The 24,712-nt window shown below is 69.4% G+C and carries 21 protein-coding genes; 5 read left to right on the top strand and 16 right to left on the bottom strand.

The genetic code is table 11. The annotated features are described in order from the left end of the window. Nucleotides 1-32 precede the first annotated feature (32 nt). On the bottom strand, nt 33-623 hold the full coding sequence (locus tag Aco03nite_RS47365; RefSeq protein WP_203808813.1) for a TetR/AcrR family transcriptional regulator: 591 nt from the start codon (nt 621-623) through the stop codon (nt 33-35). A gap of 166 nt (nt 624-789) precedes the next feature. Here Aco03nite_RS47365 and Aco03nite_RS47360 point away from each other — a divergent pair, with 166 nt between their 5' ends. Further along, nucleotides 790-1,422 (top strand): SDR family NAD(P)-dependent oxidoreductase, encoded by a 633-nt coding sequence (locus tag Aco03nite_RS47360; RefSeq protein WP_307837686.1) that lies wholly within the window; start codon nt 790-792, stop codon nt 1,420-1,422. 64 nt (nt 1,423-1,486) lie between these two features. After that, a complete protein-coding gene (locus tag Aco03nite_RS47355; RefSeq protein WP_203808811.1) occupies nt 1,487-2,731 on the top strand; it encodes a DUF418 domain-containing protein in 1,245 nt (414 codons plus the stop codon). A 235-nt stretch (nt 2,732-2,966) separates the two neighbouring features. On the opposite strand, the gene Aco03nite_RS47350 is transcribed toward Aco03nite_RS47355, so the two are convergent. The 7 genes from Aco03nite_RS47350 to Aco03nite_RS47320 form a co-directional block, all read right to left on the bottom strand. Beyond that, nucleotides 2,967-3,677 (bottom strand): hypothetical protein, encoded by a 711-nt coding sequence (locus Aco03nite_RS47350; RefSeq protein ID WP_203808809.1) that lies wholly within the window; start codon nt 3,675-3,677, stop codon nt 2,967-2,969. A 334-nt stretch (nt 3,678-4,011) separates the two neighbouring features. Beyond that, nucleotides 4,012-6,321 carry an alpha-xylosidase gene (yicI, locus tag Aco03nite_RS47345; protein WP_203808806.1) on the bottom strand — a complete coding sequence of 770 codons (2,310 nt, stop codon included), beginning with the start codon at nt 6,319-6,321 and terminating at the stop codon, nt 4,012-4,014. 9 nt (nt 6,322-6,330) lie between these two features. Continuing rightward, nucleotides 6,331-7,158 (bottom strand): carbohydrate ABC transporter permease, encoded by an 828-nt coding sequence (locus tag Aco03nite_RS47340; RefSeq protein WP_203808804.1) that lies wholly within the window; start codon nt 7,156-7,158, stop codon nt 6,331-6,333. Further along, on the bottom strand, nt 7,155-8,054 hold the full coding sequence (locus tag Aco03nite_RS47335) for a carbohydrate ABC transporter permease (protein ID WP_203808802.1): 900 nt from the start codon (nt 8,052-8,054) through the stop codon (nt 7,155-7,157). Before Aco03nite_RS47335 ends, Aco03nite_RS47340 begins: the two co-directional genes overlap by 4 nt. A gap of 56 nt (nt 8,055-8,110) precedes the next feature. Further along, the gene (locus Aco03nite_RS47330) at nt 8,111-9,418 is read right to left on the bottom strand and encodes an ABC transporter substrate-binding protein (protein WP_203808800.1); all 1,308 of its coding nucleotides are present in this window, start codon (nt 9,416-9,418) and stop codon (nt 8,111-8,113) included. Nucleotides 9,419-9,523: 105 nt separating this feature from the next. Then, nucleotides 9,524-10,540, bottom strand: a complete 1,017-nt coding sequence (locus Aco03nite_RS47325; protein WP_203808797.1) for a LacI family DNA-binding transcriptional regulator — start codon at nt 10,538-10,540, stop codon at nt 9,524-9,526. 112 nt (nt 10,541-10,652) lie between these two features. Beyond that, on the bottom strand, nt 10,653-13,538 hold the full coding sequence (locus Aco03nite_RS47320; RefSeq protein ID WP_239146013.1) for a glycoside hydrolase family 3 C-terminal domain-containing protein: 2,886 nt from the start codon (nt 13,536-13,538) through the stop codon (nt 10,653-10,655). A 173-nt stretch (nt 13,539-13,711) separates the two neighbouring features. On the opposite strand from Aco03nite_RS47320, the gene Aco03nite_RS47315 reads away from it, so the two are divergent. Next, on the top strand, nt 13,712-15,070 hold the full coding sequence (locus Aco03nite_RS47315; protein ID WP_203808834.1) for an FAD-dependent oxidoreductase: 1,359 nt from the start codon (nt 13,712-13,714) through the stop codon (nt 15,068-15,070). Nucleotides 15,071-15,110: 40 nt separating this feature from the next. Here Aco03nite_RS47315 and Aco03nite_RS47310 read toward each other — a convergent pair whose 3' ends face one another. The 3 genes from Aco03nite_RS47310 to Aco03nite_RS47300 are packed head-to-tail and all read right to left on the bottom strand — an operon-like array spanning nt 15,111 to nt 17,597. Next, a complete protein-coding gene (locus Aco03nite_RS47310) occupies nt 15,111-15,956 on the bottom strand; it encodes a DUF4037 domain-containing protein (RefSeq protein WP_203808793.1) in 846 nt (281 codons plus the stop codon). After that, a complete protein-coding gene (locus Aco03nite_RS47305) occupies nt 15,953-16,585 on the bottom strand; it encodes a CG0192-related protein (RefSeq protein ID WP_203808791.1) in 633 nt (210 codons plus the stop codon). Before Aco03nite_RS47305 ends, Aco03nite_RS47310 begins: the two co-directional genes overlap by 4 nt. Nucleotides 16,586-16,637: 52 nt before the next feature. After that, on the bottom strand, nt 16,638-17,597 hold the full coding sequence (locus tag Aco03nite_RS47300; protein WP_203808789.1) for an ornithine cyclodeaminase family protein: 960 nt from the start codon (nt 17,595-17,597) through the stop codon (nt 16,638-16,640). Between the two features lie 49 nt (nt 17,598-17,646). Here Aco03nite_RS47300 and Aco03nite_RS47295 point away from each other — a divergent pair, with 49 nt between their 5' ends. Beyond that, complete coding sequence (locus tag Aco03nite_RS47295; RefSeq protein WP_203808787.1) at nt 17,647-18,414, top strand: hypothetical protein; 768 nt, start codon at nt 17,647-17,649, stop codon at nt 18,412-18,414. A 127-nt stretch (nt 18,415-18,541) separates the two neighbouring features. Here Aco03nite_RS47295 and Aco03nite_RS47290 read toward each other — a convergent pair whose 3' ends face one another. From Aco03nite_RS47290 to Aco03nite_RS47280, 3 genes are read right to left on the bottom strand one after another with little or no spacing between them, the layout of a single operon-like run. After that, a complete protein-coding gene (locus tag Aco03nite_RS47290; RefSeq protein ID WP_203808785.1) occupies nt 18,542-19,699 on the bottom strand; it encodes an acyl-CoA dehydrogenase family protein in 1,158 nt (385 codons plus the stop codon). A gap of 17 nt (nt 19,700-19,716) precedes the next feature. After that, entirely contained in the window at nt 19,717-20,466 is a 750-nt protein-coding gene (fabG, locus tag Aco03nite_RS47285; RefSeq protein ID WP_203808783.1) for a 3-oxoacyl-ACP reductase FabG, read from the bottom strand. 13 nt (nt 20,467-20,479) lie between these two features. Next, entirely contained in the window at nt 20,480-21,628 is a 1,149-nt protein-coding gene (locus Aco03nite_RS47280; RefSeq protein WP_203808781.1) for an acyl-CoA dehydrogenase family protein, read from the bottom strand. A 92-nt stretch (nt 21,629-21,720) separates the two neighbouring features. Between Aco03nite_RS47280 and Aco03nite_RS47275 the strand changes: the two genes are divergently transcribed. Further along, nucleotides 21,721-22,341, top strand: coding sequence for a TetR/AcrR family transcriptional regulator (locus tag Aco03nite_RS47275; protein WP_203808779.1), 621 nt, complete (start codon nt 21,721-21,723; stop codon nt 22,339-22,341). A 41-nt stretch (nt 22,342-22,382) separates the two neighbouring features. Here the strand turns inward: Aco03nite_RS47275 and Aco03nite_RS47270 are convergent, their stop codons facing one another. Then, nucleotides 22,383-23,135 (bottom strand): hypothetical protein, encoded by a 753-nt coding sequence (locus tag Aco03nite_RS47270; protein WP_203808777.1) that lies wholly within the window; start codon nt 23,133-23,135, stop codon nt 22,383-22,385. Nucleotides 23,136-23,239: 104 nt separating this feature from the next. Continuing rightward, nucleotides 23,240-24,562: a phage tail tape measure protein gene (locus tag Aco03nite_RS47265; protein ID WP_203808775.1), complete on the bottom strand. Its 1,323-nt coding sequence runs from the start codon at nt 24,560-24,562 to the stop codon at nt 23,240-23,242. Nucleotides 24,563-24,712 lie beyond the last annotated feature (150 nt).

The following is a 24,712-nucleotide window of genomic DNA, read 5'->3' as shown; positions in this document are numbered from 1 at the left end:
GATGCGCACGCTGACACCCGGACCGGAAACTGTCAGCGGATCGCGACGACCTTCAAGGCGACGTCGACCGAGGCGTGCAGTTCCGCCCGGCCGGCGCCGGCTGCCGCGTGCACGGCGTGGCCCTCACTGAGTGCCATCACGAACCGTGCCAGCGCCCGGGCGTCCATTCCGGCCGGCAGGTCGCCCTCGGCCGCCGCCTGGGACATCCGCGCCTCGATCGCGGCCTCGGTCTCGGCCCGGCCCGCCGCGAGCACCTCGGAGATCGCCGCGTTCTCCGGCGAGCAGGCCAGCCCGCCCTGGATGGAGAGGCATCCGAGCGGGTGATCGGTTGCGGTCAGGCCGTCGGCGCTGGCGCGCAAAAAGGCTTCAATTGCCGCGTACGCCGAGGGCTGGTCGAGCGCGGCCCTCGCGGAGCCGACCTGCTTCGCGTGGTAGCGGGCGAAGACGCGCCGGAACAGCTGCTCCTTGCTGCCGAACGTGGCGTACAGGCTGGGCCGGTTGATGCCCATCGCGGCGGTGAGGGCACTCAGCGACGCGCCCTCGTAGCCGTACCGCCAGAAGGTCTCGGCGGCCCGGTCGAGGACCGCTTCCTCGTCGAAGGCGCGCGGCCGTCCGGTACTCATCAGCCCACTCTACCGCTCGGTACAAATCGTGGCCCAGGTCACCGACCGATCGGTACAAAACTTGCTACGGCGGTGCCGCAACCGATCAGTACAAAAGGAGTCCGCATGACCGTCACCCTGATCACCGGCGCCAACAAGGGCATCGGGTTCGAGACCGCCCCGGCAGCTGATCGAGATCGGCCACACCGTCTGGATCGGCGCCCGTGACACCGGCCGCGGCGAGAAGGCCGCCGCCGAACTGGGCGCGCGCTTCGTCCAGCTGGACGTGACCGACGACGCGTCGGTGCGGGCCGCGCTGGCGACCGTGGGCCGGCTCGACGTCCTGATCAACAACGCGGGCATCCTCGCGGACGGTGACGTCGACGGCCCGGCGGCACTGCGCGCGTTCGACGTCAACGCGGTCGGTGTCGTCCGGGTCACCGAGGCCGCGTTACCGTTGCTGCGGGAGTCCGCGAACCCGACCGTGGTCACCGTCTCCAGCAGCATGGGATCGTTCTGGGCGGTCACCAACCCGGAGCGGCCCGAGTCCGGCATGCCGCTCGCGCTCTACGCGGCATCCAAGGCGGCCGCCACCATGCTCACGGTGCAGTACGCCAAGCTGCACCCGCAGATCAAGTTCAACGCCGTCGAGCCGGGCACCACCGCCACCGACATGACCGCCGCGTACGGGATCGGCCGCCCGGTCCCGGACAGCGCCCGCACCGTCGTCCGCCTGGCCACCCTCGCCGCCGACGGCCCGACCGGCACCCTGCAGGACGAGAACGGCATCCTGACTGGTGAACCGGTCGCCGATACTTAAGTCGCGGCAATCGTAGACTTCCGCCAACTGCGGCGGGCACCGCCGGATTCGTAGTGTCGGCGACATGCGGATCGGCCCTCTACCCCCGGCGGCACGGGCTCTCGGCCCGGACCTCGCCCGCGGCTTCATGCTCCTGTTCATCGCCTTGGCCAACACCCACTACTTCCTTCACGGTACGTCCTATCTGGGCGGATACCCCGAGGGCGGCACGGTCCTGGACCGGTCGGTGGTGTGGATCCTGTCGACGTTCGTGGACGGGCGATCGTTCCCGATGTTCGGGCTCCTCTTCGGGTACGGGGTGGCCCGCATCGTCCAGCGCCAGCAGGACCGTGGCCGGCCGGCGGTCCGGCGGTTGCTGTGGCGACGTTCCGCGATCCTGATCGCGGTGGGCCTGGCCGACGCCACGCTCTTCTACGTCGGTGACATCCTCGCGGCCTACGGGGTGCTCCTGCTGATCGGCGCGCTGATGGTCTTCTGGCGGGACCGCTGGCTGATCGTGGTGGCGGTCGTCCTCCTGCTGTTGACCAGCGTGCCGACCGCCGACCTGGCCACGATCAGCCATGCCGGGCCGGACCAGTCGATGCTGCCCACCGGCCCGGCCGACATGTTCACCGAGCGACCACCGACAGCGCTGTTCGTCGCCGCACTGGGCCCGCTGGGTTTCCTGTGCCCGTTCGCCCTCGGCCTGTGGGCCGGCCGCCGCCGCATCCTGGAGCATCCCCTGCGGCACCGCCGTCTGCTGCTCACGGTGGCCGTCGCCGGCATCGGAGCCGCGGTGCTGGGCGCTCAGCCGATCGCCCTGCTCCTGTCCGGCGTGACGACGGCCCCCGCCCAGCCACTCCTGGAGGCCGCGGCAGCCCTGCACGACGCCACCGGCACCGTCGGCGGCTTCGGCTACGCGGCACTGTTCGCCCTGGTAGCACTCCGCTTCGAACCCACCCGAACCAACCAAGGCCCCCAAGACAACGGCAACGAGAGCACCCGGCCACCCGGGGCGATCTTGCGGGCTGTGGTGGCGACCGGGCAACGTTCGATGAGCTGCTATCTGATGCAGTCGGTGACGTGGGCGGTGGTGTTCACACCGTTCCTGCTCGATCTTTCCGGCACGCTCACCGTCAGCGGCACCGCACTACTGGCGGTGGCCACATGGGCGACGACCGTCCTGATCGCCGACCTGATGCGGCGGTCCGGCCGGCGCGGCCCGTTCGAAACCTTGACCCGCAAGGTCACCTATGGCGGCCGCCCTTCCCCAGACACGGAAACGGCGAAGACCCCGGAACCAGCGACCACGACCGGCGGCGAGTCATGACGAGCCCACGACGCGGACCGGATTCCGACCCCGCCGATCCACGTCACCACGGACCGGACAGTCCACAACGGCGTGACGGTACCACGCGGTCACCGCTCGACAGCGGTTCGGCGGGCGCGGTCCGCAACGAACGCGGTCAACGAACGCGGCGGGGAGGTCGACTCACGGGCGAAGCCGGCCCGTGATGCTGCGCGGCCTCACGGCACAGGATCGGTCCCCGGTCCCGGGCCGGTGGTTATGCGGGTGCCGGCTGTTCGGTGGCTGGGCGGACCGTCATCGGGGGCAGCGGCTTCCACACGGCTGGCAGGTCTCGCATCAGGAAGGCGCTGTCGGGGATGGCTGTGGCTGGTGGGAAGCGGGACGGGTCGTCGAAGTAGGCGGAACGGACCGAGGACAGTTCGACCGGGGTGACGTCGCCGCCGTCGGTCAGCAGGTGTAGACCGTCTAGGCGGGTCGGGTCGGGGGTGGCTGAGTAGGCTACGGCGCCGCGCCGGAAGAACTCCGACGCCTGGGCGGTCTCGGTGAACAGGTGACTGCCTGCGAGGGTGGCCGCCGGGCGGACATGGACGTCGACGTCGGCGAAAGCCAGGTGGAGTTCGCCTGCTTCGTCCTGCACGTCGAACCGGCTGTGCCGGTGGTGGCCGGGGAAGATCCGGCCGCCGGCCCAGGCGACCAGCCGGGACTCGGTGTCTCGGCGCGGGATGTAGACGCCCTGAGCGACGCCGTCGGGGGTGTCCCATGCGACGGCGATCCGGTGGGCGGCGTTCTCGGTGACCAGGCCGTTGAGGACGCTCAACCGGATCAGGCAGATTCCGGAGACCGCCCATCCGTTGACGATCTGCGGGCGCAGTGGGGCGGGCAACAGCCGTGCGGTGATGTCCGGGTCGGTGCGGTAGTTCACCAGGAGCCGCCGGTGGACTCGGCTCGCCAGTCGTGGAGTTCTCATCCGGGTGCCTCCGCGTTCTGCCTGACAGAGAGCCTGACAAGGAGCCATGACAAGGAGCCCTTGGCCTGGACTCCTTGCACAGAGTTCCGGCAGAAAGAGTCCTGGCCAGGCGATAACGACAGGAAATATTGAGCAGGCGCTCAAAAGCCACTGTAGTGCATCTTGAGCGATCGCTCAACCGGCAAGGCAGACGCCCGGCCCCATCGGTGGATGGGGCCGGGCGTTCGGCGCTGCTAACCCAGGGTGAGGGTGCAGCTGTCCTGATCGGCGGAGGTCACCTTTCACCCACGCTGTTGCCCCAGGGTGAGGGTGCAGCTGTTCCGGTCGGCGGAGGTCAGCTCTCGCCGGCCGAGGGGAGGGTGCAGCTGTCCTGGTCGGCGGGGATTTCGGTTACCTTTTCGCCTACTCGGACGTTCCAGGGGAGGGCGTCGCCCATGCGGCCCACCACGATGCGGTCGGGTTCCACCGATACCGTGAAGACCGTGTCGGATTCTGACTGGCCGGGGATCACCACCGCGGTCCGGCCCGGCCTGGGGTCGAACAGGTGCAGGGTCACGCCGTCGCGGAAGTCGTAGTCGGGGCGGTCCTGGCGGGCGCCCACCGGGATCACCGCGCCGGGGCGGACCAGCAGCGGGGCGGTGTCGAAACCGTGGGTCTCGGTCACCCAGCGCGGGCCCTCGATCGTCTCCGCGGTTCCGGCGGCGGGGAGGTAGCGGGTCCACGTACCAGCGGGAACGTAGTAGGTCACCTCTCCCCCGGCCGAGAACACCGGGGCCACCAGCAGGTCCGGCCCGAGCATGTACTGCCGGTCCACATAGGTGGTGCCGGGATCGTCCGGGAACGCGATGGGCATCGAGCGCATCACCGGCACACCGGTGCGGTGGGCTTCCACGGCGGCGCCGAAGATGTACGGCATCAGGCGGTACTTGAGGTGGGTGAACGAGCGCAGCACGTCCACCGATTCCTCGTCGAACAGCCACGGCACCCGGTACGACGAGCTGCCGTGCAGGCGGCTGTGCGACGACAGCAGGCCGAACGCGACCCAGCGTTTGAAGACGGCCGGGTCCGGCATACCTTCGAAACCGCCGATGTCGTGGCTCCAGAACCCGAAACCGGACGATGTCAGCGACAGCCCGCCGCGCAGGCTCTCCGCCATCGACTCGAAGGTGCTGGAGTTGTCGCCGCCCCAGTGCACCGGGAACTGCTGGCCGCCGACGGTGGCCGAGCGGGCGAACAGCACCGCCTCACCCTCACCGCGGGCTTCCCGGAGCACGTCGAAGACGACCTGGTTGTAGAGCTGCGTGTAGTAGTTGTGCATCCGCTCCGGGTCGGAACCGTCATGCCACACCACATCGGTGGGGACGCGCTCGCCGAAGTCCGACTTGAACGCGTCGACCCCCATGTCGACGAGGCGGCGCAGCTTGGCGGCATACCATTCGCGAGCAGAAGGGTTGGTGAAGTCGACCAGGCCCATCCCGGCCTGCCACAGGTCCCACTGGAAGACGTCGCCGTTCGGCCGTTTGAGCAGGTACCCCTTCGACGCGCCTTCGGCGAAGAGCGGGGACCGCTGCGCGATGTACGGGTTGATCCACAGGCAGGTGCGCAGCCCCTTGTCGGCGAGCCGTTTGAGCATGCCCTCCGGGTCGGGGAAGACCCGCGGATCCCACTCGAAGTCGCACCAGTTGAACTCGCGCATCCAGAAGCAGTCGAAGTGGAACACCGACAGCGGCAGGTCCCGGTCGGCCATCCCGCCGACGAACTTGTTGACCGTCTCCTCGTCGTAGTCGGTGGTGAACGACGTGGTCAGCCACAGCCCGAACGACCAGGCCGGCGGCAGCGCGGGCCGCCCGGTCAGCGCAGTGTACTTGCGGAGGATCTCGGCCGGGGTGGGACCGTGGATGACCAGGTACGACAGGCTCTGACCCTCGACGCTGAACTGGTTGCGGGTGACCATCTCACTGGCCACCTCGAACGACACCTTGCCCGGATGGTCGACGAGGACGCCGTACCCGCCGTTGGTGAAGTAGAAGGGCACGTTCTTGTAGGACTGCTCGCTGCTGGTGCCGCCGTCCTCGTTCCAGATGTCGACGGTCTGCCCGTTCTTGACGATCGGCCCGAACCGCTCGCCGAGCCCGTAGACGACCTGGCCGACCCCGAGGTCGAGCTGCTCGTGCACGTAGTGCCCGGCGTTGCCGTAGTCGCCGGATCGCCCGGATTCCCCGCCGGAACCGTCGGTGACGATTCCCATGCCCTTCCAGCCGCTGCCGGTGAGCCGCCGCCCGTCGGGGTCGAGGAAGTCGAGCGCCCACTTCTCCCCCGGCGTGAACCGTGCGGTGAGCGAGCCGGACGTCAGCGAATGCTGATCGACGGAGACCTCCACGGGAGACTCCGCGATGGAGAAGACAGGCGTCCGCGGCCGGCCGCCGGTGAAGTTCGAGATGGTCACCCGGATGACATCGGGCGCGGGGGCGGTACATTCCACGGTGATGAGCGCCGAGTTCAGCGTGTCACCGCGGTGCGTGATCGGCCGGGTCGCGGCGTACACGGTCAGCGTGTCCGCGGTGGTCGCGGTGTCCTGGAGCTGGGCGGGGTGCAGAACGGTCAGTCCGGCGCGCTTACGCCAGTAGCCATCGGTGAACTTCATCGACATCCTTTACTTGATGGCGCCGGCGGCGATGCCGCGCGTGAGGGTCCGCTGGAAGATCAGGAAGAAGAGGATCGCGGGGACGATGCCGATCAGGGCGGAGGCGCTGGTCGTGGTGGCGTCCATCATCTTGTCGCCCTGCAGGACGCCGAGAGCGACGGGAACGGTCTGGTTGTCGTTGCCGACCAGGAAGATCAGTGGCAGGAAGAACTCGTTCCACGTCCAGATGAAGAAGAACGTGAACAGCACCGCGAGGGTGGGGGCACTGATCGGGACGACGACCCGCCACAGGGTGCGCCATTTGCCGGCGCCGTCGATGGCCGCGGCTTCCAGCATCTCCCGGGGGAACTCGGTGTAGACCGAGGTGAGCAGGTAGGTGCCGAAGGCGCTCTGGATGACCGTGAAGATGATGATGATCGCGATCAGGCTGTCGTAGAGCCCCACCTCCTTGGAGATGTAGTAGAGCGGGTAGACCAGCACCTCCTGCGGGAGCAGGTTGGCGACCAGGAAGAACACCAGGAACCAGACGCGGCCCTTGACCCGGCCGATGCCGAGCGCGTACGCGTTCAGGATGGACAGCACCACACCGAGGACGGCCACGGTCAGCGCGCTGACGAAGCTGTTCCAGAGCTTCTGCCCGAAGTCGACCCGGTTCCAGAAGTCGACGATGCCGTCCAGGTAGAGGCTGCCCGGGATCGACAGCGGACCGTTGGCGGCGTACTCCGCGGGGCTCTTGAAGGCGTTGACGGCGACCGCGAGAAGCGGGCCGACCATCAGCAGCAACAGCACGAGCAGTCCGGCGAGAACGAAGAAGCGAACCGGGTTGCGAACCGTCATCTGAGCTCTTCCGACCTGTGCTGGAGACGCAGGAACAGGAAGGCGAGGATGACGATCAGCACCGTCAGCACGGTGGAGATCGCCGAGCCGTACCCGACCTGGGCTTTCTCGAAGAAGTTCTTGTACGCGAAGTAGGACGGCACCAGGGTGGAGTTGCTCGGCCCGCCCTTGGTGAGCACGAAGACCTGCCCGAAGATCTTGAGCGCGGCGATCGTGGTGGTGACCAGCACGACGTAGAACTCGGGCCGGATCATGTAGACGGTGATCCTGCGGAACCGCTGCCACCAGGTCGCCCCGTCCAGGTCGGCGGCCTCGTAGAGGGACGGGTCGATGCGCGACAACCCGGACATGAACATCACGATCGGGTAGCCGAGCTGGAACCAGATCATCACGGCCATCACGCTGTACAGCGCGTACTTCTCGTCACCGAGCCAGTTGCGGCCCAGCGAGCCGAGCCCGATCGTGTCCAGGATCTGGTTGAGCGAGCCGTAACTCGGGTGCAGGATCCAGGACCAGACGATGCCGGTGACCGCGACCGGTAGCACCTGCGGCAGGTAGTAGCCGGAGCGGAACAGCCCGGCCCACCGGTCGCCGAAGTGCTTGGCCACGTAGTCGAAGAGCACCGCGGCCAGGACCAGCCCGATCAGGGTCGGGACGATCGCCATCGCGATGACGAGCAGCCCGATGTTGCCGAACGACTGCCAGAACAGGGTGTCGCCGAACAGCCGGGTGTAGTTGTCGAAGCCGACCCAGCGCGGGTCGCCGACCCCGGTCCACTTGGTGAAGCTGTAGTACACGGTCATCACCAGCGGCACGACGATCACCGCGAGCGAAGCCAGCACGCCGGGAATCAGATACACCGCGTAACCGCGGTCCCGGGTAGAACCTCCGGCCATGCCGGCCCCTTTCCTTCGCGGCGCGGGCGGTGGTCACCGCCCGCGCCGCGCGTTGCTCATTTGCCGAGATCAGCCAGGTTCTCGTTGTACGGCTTGGCGATCTCGTCGAGGACCGCGTCCGGCGTCTTCGAGCCGTTGATCAGGCCCTGCGTTCCGGCGACGAGCACGTCGTAGTAACCGGGGGCGGGCCAGTCCGGGTAGAAGGCGAGGCCGTCCGCGGTCGAGATCTTGTTGAAGGTCTCGACCAGCTCCTTGTTCTTCGGGTCGGTGATCGCCGACGGGTCGGCCGCCACCGGGACACCGCCGCTGTTGCCGAGCAGCGCCTGGATCTCCGGCGACATGGTGATGTCGATGAAGTCGTAGGCGAGGGCCTTGGCCTTGCTCTTCTCCGGCACCACCCACAGGTTGCCGCTGGAGCCCGGGTGCAGGGTGTTGCCCGGGAAGAGGAAGGTGCCCCACTCGAAGTCCTTGACCTCGGAGGCGAAGCGGCCGTAGAACCACGAGCCGGAGATCATGATCGGGAACTTGCCCTGGGTGAACGCGACGGCCATGTCCTCGGCGCCGATACCGGCCGAGTCCTTGCCGATGTACCCCTTCTTCACCCAGTCGGCGAACGTCGTGGCGCCGTACGTGAGCTGCGGGCCCTTGAAGTCGACCTTGTTCTTGTAGAGCTGGTAGTCGTCGATGAACGCCCGGTCGGCCTTGGCCAGCGCCAGCTCGTAGAAGATCTGCTGGGCCGGGTACTCCGAGCCGCCGACCGACAGCGGCGTCACCTTGTTCTGCACGAACGTGTCCATCACCTTGGTGAACTCGTCGAGCGTCGTCGGCACGGCCAGCTTGTACTGGTCGAACATCTTCTTGTTGTAGTAGACCGTGACGAACTCGCCGTAGTTGGGCACGCCGAAGACCTTGCCGCTGCCCATGATGCCGTCTTCGTCGTACTTGGCGGTGGTCTGCAGGCTGGCGCTCAGCTTCTTGTCCCAGCCGCGCTTGGTGAACTCGTCGGAGATGTCGGTGAGCAGGCCCTGCTTCGACAGCAGGCCGGCCGTCGCGTTGCCCTTGTTGTACTCGAGGATGTCCGGGGCGCTGTCCGAGTTGAGGATCATCTGGGCGTTCTGCTGGATCTGTTCGAAGCCCTTCTCCTCGAACTTGACCTCGACACCCGGGTGGCTCGCCTTGAACAGCTCGATCGATTTGGCCCAGGCGACACCCATCGCGCTGGTCGGAGCTTCGTAGTGCCAGAGGTTGAGGACCTTGGCGTCCGCGCCCTCGGTCGAGTCGTCAGAACCGCCGCACGCGGTCAGGCCGAGGGACGCTGCCAGCAAAAGTGCACCGGCCGCCAGGCCGGAACGTGATCGGAACATAGCCGTCCTCCCAGAGGGACTGGTTGAGGAAAGTAAGCGAATCAGTCGTCGAAGCGCTTCGACGATGGCTCTTGTCGAGACGCTATTGATTCACGGTGGCTCATGTCAACGGTGTGACGAGGAGATTTCGCGGCAGCTGTCGCGCTCGACCAGACTCGGCGCGAGGAGCCGGGTGAACTCGATGCTGCGACCGTCCAGCAGCCGCATCGCCGTCTCCACCGCGAGGGTGCCGACGTCGTGCGCCGGGATGTCGATCGACGTCAGGTTGACCGGCAGGGACATCGCCACGTCACGCGGGCAGACCGTCACGATCGAGATGTCCTCCGGCACCCGCCGGCCGGTGGCCCGCAACAGGTCCAGCAGCGGGCGCAGCGCCTCCTCGTTGTGCACCACCAGGGCGGTGATGCCGTCGAGCTCGGCGTCCAGGTCGGCCAGCGCGGACCGGACACCCGCGGCGCCCGGCTCGCACGGGTGGGTCACCGTGCGCAGTCCCAGCTCGACCGACGACTCCAGGAAACCGGTGAGGAAGCGGTCCGCGTACGTCGTCTGCCGCTTGTACACCGCCGGGGACGGGCCGACCAGGCCGATCCGCCGGTGCCCGTGCCCGGCCAGGTGCTCCAGCGCCAGCCGGGCCGCCGCGCCGAAGTCCAGATCGACACACGCGATGCCGGTGTGGTCGGCCGGCAACCCGATCAGCACCGACGGCTGCTTCAGCTTGCGCAACGCCGGGATGCGCAGGTCGTCGCGCTCCAGATCCATCAGTATCAAGGCGTCGACCATGGTGCTGTGGGCGACCCGCTCCAGGCCGGCCGTCCCCTCGTCCTTGGTCAACAGCAGGACGTCATGGTTGTACGACCGGGCTGCGGTCACCACCGCCGTCGCGAACTGCATGATGACCGGCACGTTCACATCGACCCGCAGCGGCGCGACCAGCGCGATCACGTTCGTCTTGCTGCTCGCCAGGGCGCGGGCCCCGGCGTGCGGGTGGAAACCCAGCTCCGCGATGGCGGCCTGCACGCGGGCGCGGGTCTCGGCGGAGATCGGGCGACGGCCGGACAAAACATACGACACGGTGCTGGGCGACACCCCGGCCGCCTTGGCGACGTCGTTGATCGTCGGCACTGAGCCTCCCCAAGTCCCCAAAGCCTCTCCTTTCGTGGATCCTACTGATCACCGGCGCAGTGGAGCCCTCGCCGTGACTCTCCCCTCACGGCGAGTGCCCCACTCCGCGCCGTCAACTGATGGTGAAGCCGGCCAGCCGCAGGCCGGGGCTGGGCACCAGGTAGACCGTCGTCCGGCCGCTGAACCTCGCCAGCGGGACGGTCATCGACCGGTATGTGTAGACACTTCCGGTGTCGGCGAGAGTCGCGGTACCGAGCAGACGGCCGGTCGGCGAGCCGACACGGATCTGCACGGTGCCCGTGCCGGCAGCGGTCGCGGTGAAACGACCGGTGTTGCGGAGCGTCGCGTCCTTGAAGGCCAGCCAGTCGCCGGGGGCCTGCGCTCCGACCACGGTTCCGCTGGTCTTCGTCTCGTCCAGGAGCTTTACTCCGGCGTACGCGTCGAAGGTCTCCGCTCTGGTGGTCTTCGACAGGTCTCTCGGCGGGATCGTCTCGCCCCGGACCGCGAGGGTGGTGCGGGCCCGGATGTCGGTGGAGGACGACCCGAGCAGGACGTCATGCACCGAGGTCTCGACGACCCGGCGCCCACGGGTCTGGTCCCAGCGGGCCAGGTCGGCCGTCGTCAGCGCAATCGTGACCGTCTTCGACTGCCCGGGACGCAGCGTCACCTTCTCGAAGCCCCGGAGCTGCTTGATCGGGGTGACGTCCCTTGAGCTGCGCTGATGCGTGTAGAGCTGGACCACCTCGGATCCGGTCCGCTTCCCGGTGTTGGTGACGGTCACGGTGACCTTGCCGTCGCGTACCGCAGGCCGGCCGTAGGTGAACGTCGTGTAGGACAGACCGTGACCGAACGGATAGAGCGGTTTCGCCGCACTGTAGAGGTAGGTCTGTCGCGACTGGATGATGTCGTACTCGAGCAGGTCCGCGGGCAGCTGGGCGGCCGACCGGTACCAGGTCTGGGTCAGCCGTCCGGCCGGGTTGACGTCGCCGAACAGCACGTCGGCGACGGCGTGCCCGGTCTCGGCCCCGGCGTGTGTGGTCCACAGGACGCCGGGCGCGGCGGGGATCGTCTGCGGGTAACTGCTCTGCACCACCACGACGGTCCGCGGGTTGGCCTTGCGGACCGCGGTGATCAGGGTTTCCTGCCGTTCGCCGAGGGCCAGCGAGGACCGGTCGTGGACCTCGCGGGCGGCGACGAACGGGTCGGTGCCGACGACCACCACCGCGGTCCTCGCCTTCTTCGCGGCCGCCGCGGCCTGCGCGACCCCGTCGACCAGTAGCTCCCTGGTGAACCGGGCGGCGCCGGCGGCCGACGAGGCACCGAGCGTCAGGTTGCCGTCGTCGCCCACGGTGACGTAGTGGTTCGCCGGGAACCAGGACTCCTGGGTCTCGTAGCCCACGTAGTGCAGGACGTAGGTGCCGTCGGGCTGCCGCTCCTGCCGGAACTGCTGCTGGACGAACCAGCCGTTGGGCTCGTCGGCGTTCGTGACGAACGGTCCCCAGTTGTAGCTGATCAGCTTGCCGTTGGCGACGCTGCGCAGCGTCGAGACCCCGTCACCCCAGTCGACGCTGTCGAACTGGGACGCCGCCGTCGGGCTGCTCCCGGTGACACCGACCGTCTCGGCGCCGGCGGTCACGTAGCGGCCGGTGGTCACCTCGCGGAGCGCGATCCGGTCGGCGCCGGTGCCGGTGGTGACCGACGAGGCCCGTTCGGTCAGGCCGTCCAGGATGCTGACCCGGTACGGGAGTTGACCGCCGTACCAATCGCTGTAGAGCTTGCCCGCCGTGGGACCGACGACCGCGAGCGACCCGCCGGCCCGCAGCGGCAGGATCCCGTCGTTGTTCAGCAGCACCGCGGCGTCGGCGGCGGTCCGGCGGGCCAGCGCGCGGTGGGCCGGACTGTCGATCACCGAGGGGGCGATCGTCGCGTACGGGCCACCGTCCGGGTCGAACTCGCCGAGCCGGAACCGGATGCTCAGCGCGTTGCCGACCGATTCGTCCACATCGGCCTCGGTCAGCAGCCCCTGTGTCAGGGCCTGCTTGATCGCGGTGGTGGTCGGCTCGGCGTTGGTGTCGTCGACGGTGAAGCTGTCCAGTCCCGCCTTGATCGTGGCGGCGTCCGCCTCGGCCCGGGTCGCGAAATACGCCTGCGAACCGGTCAGATTTGTCGGCGCCCAGGCATCGCTGACGTTGAAGAGCCGCTGGTCACTCCAGTCGCGCAACAGCGTCCCGAGGTCCGGGTCGACGGTGGCGGGCCGCCCGTTGATCAGGTTGTAGGCGGCCATCACACCGGTCGCGGAACCGTTCTTCAGGGCGATCTCGAACGGTTTGCGGTCGTATTCGTCGAGGACCCGCTGCGGCACGTTCGACGAGGTCCGGTCCCGTAGCGTCTCGTTGTTGTAGGCGGCGTAGTGCTTCAGCGTCGGCGCGACCTTCAGGTGATCGGGGTCGTCACCCTGCAGACCGTCGCCGTACGCGGTGGCGATCGCGCCGGTGAGCAGCGGATCCTCGGAATAGCCCTCCTCGTTGCGGCCCCACCGCGGGTCACGCAGCGGATTGACCACCGGGGCCCAGGCGTTCAGACCCCACACCTGCGGATTCTGTACGTGGAACCCGCGCAGTTCGTCACCGACCGCACTGCCGACCCGCTTGATCAACTCCGGGTCCCAGGTGCTGGCCAGTCCGACGGCCTGCGGGAACACCGTGGCGGTCGCGTCGATCTTGGCTCCGCCCGCCCCGTGGTCGCTGGACCAGGCGACACCGTGCAGGGCCTCGGTCCCGGTTTTGAACAGGCCGATCCCGAGGCGGGGAATCGCCGGCTGATACTGGTGCAGCAGCGAGATCTTCTCGTCGAGAGTGAGCCGCCCGACCAGGTCGTCGACCCGGGCGGCCAGCGGCCGGGACGGGTCACGGAACGGGAGTTCCGGGGCAGCCTGCGCCGCTCCGGGATGAAGTGGGACAACTAGAAGGGCAGCCGCGAGCACGGCGAATCCGCGCATAGGAATTCTCCTCATGAATCGTCGTCGAAGCGCTTCGACGACGACTGGAAATCGCCCCGGGAATGATGTGACGGCGGTGAGGCCACCATAGAGCGGGGCCGATGTGATGGGCAACCACTCGGCGCAGCTTTCCGGAAATCCTCCGGTAACACAGGCAGAATGGACCGGTGCGAATGATAGTCATCGGTGGGGATGCGGCAGGAATGTCCGCCGCGTCCCAGGCCCGGCGCCGTCTCGGCCCCGGCGAGTTGGAGATCCTCGCGTTCGAACGGGGCGATTTCACGTCCTACTCGGCGTGCGGCATCCCGTACTGGGTGGGCGGCCTGGTCGGCGGCCCGGACGAGCTGATCGCCCGTGACCCGGCCACCTTCCGCAAGGACCACATCGACGTCCGGACCGGCCACGAGGTCACCGGCATCAACCTCGACGCCCGGACGGTGACCGTCCGTGACATCGCCGCGGGCAAGGACATCACCGAGGGCTACGACGTCCTGATGTACGCGGCAGGCGCGGTGCCGGTGCGCCCGGCCTGGGCCGACAACCCGGCCAGCGGCATCTTCGGCGTGCAGACCCTCGGCGACGGGGCCGCCATCGAGGCCTGGCTGTCCTCGTTCGACGCCCGCGACGCGGTGGTGATCGGCGGCGGCTACATCGGCGTCGAGATGGCCGAGGCCCTGATCCGGCGCGGGCTGCGGGTCACCCTGGTCGAACGCTCCGGGCAGCCGATGTCCACCGTCGACCCGGACATGGGCGCGCTCGTCGCCGACGCGGTGCGCGGCCTCGGCATCGAGCTGCGGACCGGCGTCGCCGTCCGGGCCCTGGAGACCAGCGACGACCGGGTGCGGGCGGTGGTCACCGACGACGGGACCATCCCGGCCGACGTCGTCGTCCTGGGGCTGGGGGTGCGCCCGAACACGGCGCTCGCCGACGCCGCCGGGATCCCGCTCGGCGACACCGGCGGACTCGCCACCGACCTGCGGCAACGGGTCACCGGCCCGGACGGGGTCGTCGACGGGGTGTGGGCGGCCGGCGACTGCGTCCAGGTCACCCACCTGGTCAGCGGCAAGAGCCTGCACGTGCCGCTCGGCACCCACGCCAACAAGCAGGGCCGGGTCGCCGGGATCAACATCGGCGGCGGGTACGCCACGTTCCCCGGCGTGATCGGCACCGCCGTCACCAAGATCTGCGACCTGGAGGTGGCCCGCACCGGGCTGTCCTCGAAGGAGGCCGAGGCCGCCGGCTTCCGGTTCGTGACCGCCACCATCGAGTCCACGAACCGGGCCGGCTACTTCCCCGGCGCCGTCCCGATGACCGTCAAGGTGATCGCCGAGAAGGACACCGGCCTGCTGCTCGGCGCCCAGATCGTCGGCCGCGCCGAGGCCGCCAAACGCATCGACGCCTTCGCGATCGCCGTCTGGAACCGGATGACGGTCGTCGAGATGACCGCCCTCGACCTCGGTTACGCGCCCCCGTTCGCCCCGGTCTGGGATCCGGTCCTGATCGCCGCCCGCAAGGCCGCCGACAAGATCTAGGTTCCGTGTGGCGGATCCCGTGGGAGCCGCCACACGGGAGCTAGAAGCGCTCCCGGCCGAGGTGGGCCAGCTCGTCCAGGGCGTTCGCCGCCGGCATGTTCTTCGCCACCAGGATCAGCGTCTCCGAGATCAGCGCGTCGGCGGCCGGGACCGCGCTGGCCGGGGTCGCCGTGAACAGCGCGTCCAGGCGGGCCGGCAGCGCGGGCGGGGCCAGCGGCAGCGCCTCGGCCACCCGGGACATCCCCTTGAACCCCAGATGCGGGAACCACACCCGGTTCAGGCCGAGCAGCACCAGCAGCACGTTGCGGGCGGTGTCCAGCAGGTCCTCGGCCAGCGGCAGCAGGTCGCCGCGGGCCAGCAGCCTGCGGCGCTGCCAGGAGGACCGGAAGTCCAGGTGGGCGCCGACCATCGCCAGGGCCAGCGCCTCCGGGTAGACCTCGGTGCGGGCCACCCAGCCGGCCACCGGGCCGGTGTCGTGCAGCACCACCGCGTCCCGGAGCAGGGCGATCAGATCCTGCTTGACCAGGGCCGGGTCGGCGCGCTCCAGGACGTCGGCGATCCAGGTGTCCACCTCGGCCACGATCCGGTGGCTGACCTGGACCTCGGCCCGGTCCAGCAGCACGTCCTCGGACCACTCGGCGTTGTCCGGGTCGTGATCGTGGAAGGCGGACACCTCTCCCCCGGCCCGGGACGCCGCACCGTGACGGGCCTCCGGGGAGGGCGCGTCCTCCCACAGGATCAGGAGTTCCACATCCGACCAGCGGTCCGCGACACCCCGCGCGACGGACCCGGTGAGCAGCACCGAACGTACGCCGGCAACGGTCTTGAACTCCTCGGCCAGCCGCTCGCCGGCGGCGCGCAGCCGGGCCCCGTGGTCGGCGGTCATCGCGCTGTCAGGGTGGCCAGAACCGCCGGGGAGCCGTCGCCGTCCCAGGCGCCGGTGAGGGTCGCGCCGGGTGGCACCGGCCCGAGCACCCGGATCACGGTCAACTCGCCGTCACTCAGGGCGATGACGGCGGGATCACCGTCGGTCACCGCGGTCTGCTCGCCGGACCCGGCTTCCGGGGTGCCGGACCCGGCTTCCGGGGCGCCGGACCCTCGGAGCGCCAGGTCCGGCACTCGGGACCGGCGCTGCCCGTCGACCTCGAACTCCTCGACCGCCTCCCGGCCGCCGGAGCGGATCGTCGCCAGCAGCTGGGACACGTAGACCGGGTCGCCGACCGCGTCGTAGACCCAGCGCGCGCCCAGCACCGAGTGCTCGGTCGTCCCGACCAGCCACCGGTCGGCGCCCTCCAGCGGAGCGTCCCGGTAGGTGAGCGGCACGTGCAACAGCCGTCCGCCGGCGTCGCGCACGATCAGCGTCTCGATGCCCACCGCGCCGGCCGGGTCGTCGAAGCGGCCCGCGGCCACCCGTTCGACATCCGCGGCCCCGCCGGACCAGGGCCGGGTGGGCAGCCAGCGGTTCAGCAGTTCGAGCTTGCTGGGGACGATCGTCGCCTTGTGGAGGAGAGCCATCCCGGAAGCCTATGCGGACCGCCGAGCCGTCAGCTCCGAAGGATCCCCGCGGTCAGAATTCGACGTGCTGACCGCGGCCGGCGGCGACCGCCGTCGTGAACAGGTGCCGGGCCACGAGCAGATCCTCGATCGCCAGGCCCAGGGATTTGAAGACGGTGATCTCGTCGGGGGTGCTGCGGCCGGGAAGACGGGCGGTCAGGATGTCGCCCAGCTCGCCGTGCACGTGGGACCGGTCGATCAGCGGGGCCGCCCGCAGGAAGTCGCCGGATTCGTGGAACAGGGACTCCCGGCGGTCGGCGACCAGGACCGAGCGGGCCAGCAGGGCCGGTTCCAGTTCGGCGGTGGTGGGGATCGACGAACCGACGGCGTTGACGTGGGTGCCGGGCGCCACCCAGTCCGCCATCAGGATCGGGTCGGGGGCCGTGGTGGCGGTGACGATCACGTCGGCGCCGGACACCGCCTCGGCCGGGTCGTTGAACGGGCGGGCCCGCTCGTCGAAACGGAACGCGGCGTCGAAGGTCCGGCCCACCACGCGCACCTCGTCGAAGCCGAACCCGGAACCCGGGCCGGTCAGGGCGTTCAGGTGGGCGCGGGCCTGCACCCCGGTGCCGAAGATGGTCAGGACCCGGGACTCGGGGCGGGCCAGCACCGACGTGGCCAGCGCGGAGACGGCGGCGGTGCGGATCTCGGTGACGGCGGAGGCGTTCACGGCGGCCAGCGGTTCGCCGGTCTCCGGGTCGAAGAGGGTGACGATGCCCTGGTGGCCGTCCTTGCCGAGCAGCGGGTTGCCGGGGAAGACACACACCGACTTCATGCCGAACGCCGGATCGGGGCCGGTCAGATGAGCGCTCATCAGGGCCAGCGCGCCGGCCAGCCCGGGCGGGCGGATCACGGTCCGCAGCGGCAGGAAGGTCCGTTCCTCGGCGACCGCGACGAGCGCCTCGCGCATCAGGTCACGGCAGACTTCCGGCGTGAGCAGGGCGCGCACGTCGGCGGCGGAGAGCACCAGCATGAGATCACACTAGACACTGTGGTGGCCGACCAGTGGCACAGTGCCTTCCATGCGAGTGTTGCGGCATCCCGCGGTGTGGGTGGTTCCGGCCGGTGTCCTGCTGGTTCTGGCCCTGCTCGACTTCAACGACGCGCTGTACCTGGACCTGATCGACTTCGATCCGCAGACCGAGGACCAGCAGTGGGACTGGAGTCGCTACCGCGAGGTCATGCGGAACACGTCAGGTGTGCTGTGCGGGCACGTGCTGGTCCTGGTGGCGGGGGCGATGCTCGCCCGGCGGCACCCGCCCGCCCTGGCCGCCGGTCTGGCCGTGGTCAGCGGTGCGGTCACCGGCGCGGCGGTCGTCGGGACGGCCCGGTGGCTGGGCGAGGAGCGGCCACTGGTCGGCGCCGACGGTCAGGTGCTGTGGGCGCCGGATCGGGTGGTCGAGGGCCCGCACTACTGGGCGCTGCTCGTGGCGTTCCCGCTCTACGCCCTGATCGGCGCCGCGATCGGCCGGCTGCGGTTGCCCAGGACCAGCGGTGGATGGGCGATGCTCGTGCTCCTCGCGGTGCTGGGCTGGCTGGCGGTCATGCTGGCCGGGCTGACCGAGCGGGGCCGGATCGTGTACCCGGAGGTGTTTCTCTGGGCGTTCCCACCGCTGGCCGGAGCCACCTCGATCGGGCAGTCGTCGCTGTCGTCGACATCCGGCGACTGGGGTGCGGCGGCGGCGATCGCCCTGGTCGGCGGCCTCATCGGGTGGGCGGTGCTGCTCCACGTCGCCGCCTGGTGGCGGTCGAGATCATCCCCGCGGCGGTACGGGGAACAACAGCGCTGACCACGGGCGCGGACGACCGGGACCACCGCATCCGGCCCGGCGGCCGCGGGTCGGCCCGGTCCACCGCGAACCTCGCGTGGTGGACCGGGGACCTGTCGACTTGGCACGGGGCCACGCAGACTCCGTACTAGAGGCCCATGTCCTTCGCAATGATCATTTTCATCACCTCGGACGTGCCGCCGTAGATCCGGTTGACCCGGTTGTCGGCGTAGAGACGGGCGATCGGGTACTCGTTGATGAAGCCGTAGCCGCCGTGCAGCTGCAGGCAGCGGTCGATGACCCGGTGCGCGACCTCGGTGCAGAAGAGTTTCGCGGACGCCGCCTCGGCAGCGGTCAGCTCGCCCGCGTCCAGCGCTTCCAGGGCCCGGTCGGCGACCGCCTGCGCGGCGTCGACCTCGGCCTGGCAGGCGGCCAGTTCGAACTTGGTGTTCTGGAAACTGGCGACGGTCTGGCCGAAGACCTTCCGGTCCTGCACGTACTGCATGGTGAACCGGACCGCCGCCGCGGCCTGCGCGTACGCCCCGTAGGCGATGCTCAGGCGCTCCTTCGGCAGGTTCTTGCCCAGGTAGTAGAAGCCCCGGTTCTCCTCGCCGAGCCGGTCGGCGACCGGCACCTGGACGTCGACGAACGCCAGCTCGGCGGTGTCGCTGGTCTTCAGGCCCAGCTTGTCGAGCTTGCGGCCGACCGCGTAGCCGGGCAGCGTCGTGTCGACGTTGAGCAGGGTGATGCCGAAGCGGCGGTCGTCCGGTTTCGGCGGGGAGGTGCGGGCACAGACGATCACCCGGTCGGCGAGCACCCCGCCGGTGATGAAGGTCTTCGCGCCGTTCAGCACGTAGTGGGTGCCGTCCTCGGACAGCTTGGCGGTGGTGCTCATGCCGGCCAGGTCGCTGCCGGTGCCGGGTTCGGTCATGGCGAGCGCGTACATCGTGTTGCCGGAGACGAAGTCCGGCAGCCAGCGCTGCTTCTGCTCCTCGGTGCCGAGGTCCAGCAGGTAGGGCAGGCCCAGCGCGACGTGTGCCCCGGCCGCGCCGAACGAGACGCCGGCGCGCATCGTCTCCTCGGTCTGGATGGCCGCGAACTTGAAGCTGTCGATGCCCGCCCCGCCGAACTCCTCCGGCACCTCGATGCCGAAGATGCCCAGCTCAGCGAGCTGTTTGTAGAGGTCGCGCGGCACCTGGCCGTCGGCGAACCACTGGTCGTAGCGAGGCACCACCTCGGCCTCGATGAACTCCCGCAGAGTCTGCCGGAAGGCTTCGTGGTCCTCGTTGAAGATCGAACGGCGCATGCTGTAGATCATCCCTTCTAGAGACGGCGGCCGCCGTCCACGTAGATCGTCTGGCCGGTGACGAACGACGCGGCGTCACTGGCCAGGAACGCGACCACCCGGGCGATGTCCTCCGGCCGGCCGACCCGCCGCAGCGGGGTGATCTCGGCGGCCTTTGACCGCATCTCAGCGGCCGGCACCCCGACCCGGGCGGCGGTGGCGTCGGTCATCTCGGTCACGATGAAGCCGGGCGCCACCGCGTTCACGTTGATGTTGAACGGACCCAACTCCATCGCGAGGGTCCGGGTCAAGCCCTGGATCCCGGCCTTGGCCGCCGCGTAGTTGGCCTGACCCCGGTTACCCAGCGCGGACACGCTCGACGTGTTCACGATCTTGCCGGACCGTTTCGGGACCATGTGCCGCTGGGCCGCCCGGCTGCACAGGAACGCGCCGCGCAGGTGCACGTTCATCACGATGTCCCAGTCCGACGACGACATCTTGTGCAGCAGGTTGTCGCGCAGCACCCCGGCGTTGTTGACCAGCACGTCGACGCCGCCCAACTCCCCCGCCACCTTGTTGATCACGGTGTCGACCTGGGCCTCGTCGGCGACGTCGCACCCGAACGCGACAGCCGTGCCGCCGGCCGCGATGATCCGGTCGACGGTCTCCGCGCACGCCTGCTCGTCCAGATCCAGCACCGCCACCGCGGCGCCCTCGCGGGCGAACTGGAGTGCGGTGGCGGCCCCGATGCCTCGCGCGGCACCGGTCACGACGGCTACCCGGCTCATGTTCTCTCCTTGATCAGAAAGCGCTGATTCCGGTCAGCGCGCGGCCGATGAGCAACTTCTGGATCTGGCTGGTGCCCTCGTAGAGCGTCGTCACGCGGGCGTCGCGCAGGGCCTTGCCGACCGGGAACTCGTCGACGTAGCCGTACCCACCGAAGATCTGAATGGCCTGGTTGGCGGCCTTGACCGCGGCCTCGGTGGCGAACAGCTTGGCCATCGACGCCTCGGTCCGATACGGCAGACCGCGGTCGACCAGGTCGGCCGCCCGCCACGTCAACAGTCGCGCGGCGTCGGTCTCCACCGCGATATCAGAGATCATTTCCTGTACGAGTTGGAAGCTCGCGATCGGCTTTCCGAATTGGGTTCTTTCCTTCGCGTAACCGATCGACGCTTCCAGGCAGCCTCGCGCCAGCCCGACCGAGCCGGCCGCCACCGCGATCCGGCCCTTGTCCAGGGCCGCCATCGCGATCTTGAAGCCCTGGCCCTCTTCACCGAGCCGGGCGTCGTCTTCCACGCGCACCCCGTCCAGCCGGATCTCGGCGGTCGCTTGGCCTCGCAGGCCGAGTTTGCCCTTGATTTCATTTCGGACAAATCCGCTTTTGTCGGTCGGGACCAGGAACGCGGTGATCCCTTTCGGACCCGGCCCGCCGGTGCGCGCGAAGATCAGCGCGACTCCCGCCCACGTCCCGTTGGTGATGAAGATCTTCTCGCCGCTGATGATCCAGTCGTCGCCGTCGCGGACCGCCTTCGTGATCAGGCTGCTCGCGTCGGAACCGGTGCCCGGCTCGGTCAGTCCGAAACAGCCGAGCGTCTCGCCCTCGCACAGCGCCGGGAGCCACCGCGTCTGCTGCGCCTCGGTCCCGTACGCCTGGATGCTCTTGGCCACCAGCCCGAGCGACACCGACACGATGCCCCGCACCGACGTGTCGCCACGGCCCAACTCCTCCATCATCAGGCAGTACGTCAGGAAGTCGCCGCCCGAGCCGCCCAGCTCCTCGTCGATCCCGAGACCGAGGAAGCCCAGCTCGGCCAGCTTGCCGACGATCTTCGTGTCGACCTGCTCGGCGCGATCCCACTCGGTGGCGTGTGGCACGACCTCGCGGTCCACCCACTCGCGGGCGAGCGCCCGGAACTGCTCCTGCTCACTCGTCAGGCCGAGGTTCATGTCAGCCGCTCCCGCTAATTGAACGCTGTCAGGTTTCTCGGGTCATGCTAACTTAACACCGTTAGTTAAACCAGGCTCTCCGGGAGGCCCGCATGCCACGGCCGTCGACGCCGCTGCTCAGCAGGCCCGGCATCCGCGCCTCCGCGCTCACGATCATCGACCGGGACGGCCTCGACGGGCTGAGCATGCGCAAACTGGCCGCCGCCCTGGGGGTGTCCGCCCCCGCGCTGTACTTCCACTACCCGACGAAGGAGCAACTGCTCGACGACGTGGCCAGCGAGATCATGGAGAAGGTGGACGTCTCCGGGTTCGCCGCCGGCTGGCGGGAGGGCCTGCTGCTCTGGGCCCGGTCCTACCGCGCCGCCCTGGCCGAGCACCCGCACATCGTCCCGTTCCTGGCCCGCGGCCCCGGCCAGCGCGACGCCTCGCTGCGCCGGGCCGACACCGTGCACGGCGGCCTGGTGGCCGCCGGCTGGCACCCACGGGACGCCACGATGATCGGCGCCTCGACGAAATACCTGGTCCTGGGCGCGGCGATGGGTTCGTTCTCGCGCGGTTTCACCGACGACGTGCAGGTCTACATCGACAGGTACCCGGCACTCGGCGACGCCCACCGCCTACGCGAACACGCCGACACCGTGGACCGGGACAGCTTCGACTTCGCCCTGACCACCTTCGTCGACGGCTTGTCGGCCCGGCTCCGCAAGGGCTGAGACTCAGCGCCTCGACAAGACCGGTGTCTCAAGCCTGCGGCTCAGGGCTGGGCGGTCAGCTCGGTGATCTGCGGGATGCTGCGGAACCGGGCCAGCTCCGCCTCGGTGCCGATCGCCGGGCGCAGTTCGGGCCGGTTCACGTACTCGTGGATGGCCCGCGCCAGCAGCTCGGCATTCACCCCGGTGGCCGGCAGCACCGCCGGATCCCCGGCACGCACCCCGCGCCTACCAATCCGCCCGGTGTCCTCGACGACCAGCGTGACCTGGTGCGCGTCGAACGCGAACGCTGGCACCGGCCCGCTCAGCGCCCCCCACGGAATGAACAGCGAACCGAGGACCTGCCGGTCGACGATGCCCTCCGGCGTGAGCCGCACCCCGAACCGCCCGAGAGCCGCCGCCCAGAACCCGGCCAACAGCAGCAGCCAGAACCCGGCGAACCCCGCCCAGAGCCAGACGCCACCGTCGTCCAACAGATCCCGGGTCAGGTTCCCGAGCGTCCGCGCGCCGAGAATCGTGTAACCGGCCGCCCCGAGAACCATCCACGGGTTGACCGGCACGTCCAGGGCGGGCACTGCGGGCCGGGCCACCAGCACCGCCGGATGATGCTGCCGGCCACTCACCGCGGCCGCGAAAACCAGCCCGAACGGCAGCACGACCTGCATCACGAGCCCGGCTAGCAGTCCCGGATCGTAATCGGTCAGCCGCTGCCCGACCTCGTAAGCCACCGCACCGGCCAGCGACCCGCCCAGAACGGCCAGCCGCCACCGCACCACCCACGCCAGAACGCCGTTCATGGCCGACACCCTAGTCTCAGGGTCATCTTCAGCGAGACGACATGATCACCGAAGGCCGGCGGCGCAGGGCCGGTGGGCCCCACGCCGCCGCCTCGTCGGGTGGGTTATGCGGTCGGGATCGCTCGTAGTGCGCCCAGCGGCAGGCTGGTCACGGGCTGGCCCGCGCCCGGGGTGGCCGGTGTGCGCTTGCCGTCGGCCAGTCGCCAGGTGCCGGGCTCGCCGGTGGCCTTGACGAAGGTGCCGTTCGCGGGAGTGGTGGAGACGCCGTTGAAGGCCGGGGTGCCGACGTTGATGAAGCTGTCGTATCCGGCCGCGGTGAACTCCGCCATGCTGACGAAGTCGAACCGGGCGCCACCGGCGATCACCCCGATGGAACCGTCCGAGCGGCGGAGGAGAGTGCCGTCGGCGGGTTCGGTGGGCACCGCGTTGTAGGCGGTGATGCCGACGTTCACGAACGGCGTGGAGCCGTACCCGGCCGCGGTGACCTCGGCCATGCTGACGAAGGCGAACTTGGCGCCACCGGCCACCACCGACATCGAACCGTCGTCGGTCCGGCGGATGATCGTGCCCTCCCGAGGCCTGGCCGGGAGCGCGTTGTAGGCGTTCCAGCCGATGTTCACGAACGGGCGGCTGCCGTACCCGGCCGCGGTCAGCTCGGTCATGCTGGCGAAGGAGAACGCGGCGCCACCGGCGATCACCGCGATGGAGCCGTCCGAACGCCGGACCAGCGTGCCGTCGGCGACCCGGGTCGGCGGCAGGGTGGCCAGGGTTCCGGCGGCCACGCTGACGTAGGGGCGGCCGGCGTAACCGGCGGCGTTCAGTTCGTCCATGCTGTTGAAGGCGAAGGCCGCGCCGCCCGCCATCACCGCGATCGAGCCGTTCGGTTCGCGCAGCAGGGTGCCGTCGGCGTACGGGCTGGTGCCGCTCGCGCCGTCCTCGATGATCCGGTTGTACCGCATGGCAATGTACCCGCTGTTCGGGTGCGAGTCCCAGTTGTCGGTGATCGGGATGTTCGTCTTCAGCTTCACCGGCGTCGACCCGAACGAGTAGTAGTCGAACCGGGTGTGTTCGCTGTTGCTCCACCGTTTGAACAGGATCACGTGGAACTGGGTGCTGTTGAGGACGTCACCGGGCCGCAGGTCGGCCCGGCTGATCCGGGTGGCGACCCGTTCCAGGTTGTGGGTGGTGTAGTCGACGCCGAGGTGCCAGGCCATGTCGACGTACCCGGAGCAGTCCCGCCGGTAGTTGCGTGACCCGATCGGATCGGGCGAGAAACCCGTCTGCGAGTACGCCCCCGGCTGGTGGTCCAGCCAGTACTGGGCCCGCTCCATGACCTCGGCCCGGGTGATCGGGCCGCCGATCGACGACACGAACGCCGCCCGCGCCGGCGCCGGCGCCGTGGCGAACACGAGACCGATCAATGTCATGAGTGTGGTCGTCAGGACCGCCACGGCCCTGGATACAACGGTTGTCCCCACGTTCCCTGCCCCCTCAGGTCGGCCACCGCCCGGTGGCGGCAGCACTGGGAACGACAGTGACGAATGGGTCTGGCACCGACCTTGCACACTTCTGGCAGG

This window comes from Actinoplanes couchii, assembly GCF_016862075.1.
Taxonomy (GTDB): Bacteria; Actinomycetota; Actinomycetes; order Mycobacteriales; family Micromonosporaceae; genus Actinoplanes; species Actinoplanes couchii.
This window is presented reverse-complemented; position numbering and strand designations above follow the sequence as displayed.

Excerpts from the sequence above, each read along its gene's own strand:
- Aco03nite_RS47365 (WP_203808813.1), bottom strand. The coding sequence starts at position 623 with ATGAGTACCGGACGGCCGCGCGCCTTCGACGAGGAAGCGGTCCTCGAC.
- Aco03nite_RS47355 (WP_203808811.1), top strand. The coding sequence starts at position 1,487 with ATGCGGATCGGCCCTCTACCCCCGGCGGCACGGGCTCTCGGCCCGGAC.
- Aco03nite_RS47350 (WP_203808809.1), bottom strand. The coding sequence starts at position 3,677 with ATGAGAACTCCACGACTGGCGAGCCGAGTCCACCGGCGGCTCCTGGTG.
- yicI (WP_203808806.1), bottom strand. The coding sequence starts at position 6,321 with ATGAAGTTCACCGATGGCTACTGGCGTAAGCGCGCCGGACTGACCGTT.
- Aco03nite_RS47340 (WP_203808804.1), bottom strand. The coding sequence starts at position 7,158 with ATGACGGTTCGCAACCCGGTTCGCTTCTTCGTTCTCGCCGGACTGCTC.
- Aco03nite_RS47335 (WP_203808802.1), bottom strand. The coding sequence starts at position 8,054 with ATGGCCGGAGGTTCTACCCGGGACCGCGGTTACGCGGTGTATCTGATT.
- Aco03nite_RS47330 (WP_203808800.1), bottom strand. The coding sequence starts at position 9,418 with ATGTTCCGATCACGTTCCGGCCTGGCGGCCGGTGCACTTTTGCTGGCA.
- Aco03nite_RS47320 (WP_239146013.1), bottom strand. The coding sequence starts at position 13,538 with ATGCGCGGATTCGCCGTGCTCGCGGCTGCCCTTCTAGTTGTCCCACTT.
- Aco03nite_RS47315 (WP_203808834.1), top strand. The coding sequence starts at position 13,712 with ATGATAGTCATCGGTGGGGATGCGGCAGGAATGTCCGCCGCGTCCCAG.
- Aco03nite_RS47310 (WP_203808793.1), bottom strand. The coding sequence starts at position 15,956 with ATGACCGCCGACCACGGGGCCCGGCTGCGCGCCGCCGGCGAGCGGCTG.
- Aco03nite_RS47305 (WP_203808791.1), bottom strand. The coding sequence starts at position 16,585 with ATGGCTCTCCTCCACAAGGCGACGATCGTCCCCAGCAAGCTCGAACTG.
- Aco03nite_RS47300 (WP_203808789.1), bottom strand. The coding sequence starts at position 17,597 with ATGCTGGTGCTCTCCGCCGCCGACGTGCGCGCCCTGCTCACGCCGGAA.
- Aco03nite_RS47295 (WP_203808787.1), top strand. The coding sequence starts at position 17,647 with ATGCGAGTGTTGCGGCATCCCGCGGTGTGGGTGGTTCCGGCCGGTGTC.
- Aco03nite_RS47290 (WP_203808785.1), bottom strand. The coding sequence starts at position 19,699 with ATGCGCCGTTCGATCTTCAACGAGGACCACGAAGCCTTCCGGCAGACT.
- fabG (WP_203808783.1), bottom strand. The coding sequence starts at position 20,466 with ATGAGCCGGGTAGCCGTCGTGACCGGTGCCGCGCGAGGCATCGGGGCC.
- Aco03nite_RS47280 (WP_203808781.1), bottom strand. The coding sequence starts at position 21,628 with ATGAACCTCGGCCTGACGAGTGAGCAGGAGCAGTTCCGGGCGCTCGCC.
- Aco03nite_RS47275 (WP_203808779.1), top strand. The coding sequence starts at position 21,721 with ATGCCACGGCCGTCGACGCCGCTGCTCAGCAGGCCCGGCATCCGCGCC.
- Aco03nite_RS47270 (WP_203808777.1), bottom strand. The coding sequence starts at position 23,135 with ATGAACGGCGTTCTGGCGTGGGTGGTGCGGTGGCGGCTGGCCGTTCTG.
- Aco03nite_RS47265 (WP_203808775.1), bottom strand. The coding sequence starts at position 24,562 with ATGACATTGATCGGTCTCGTGTTCGCCACGGCGCCGGCGCCGGCGCGG.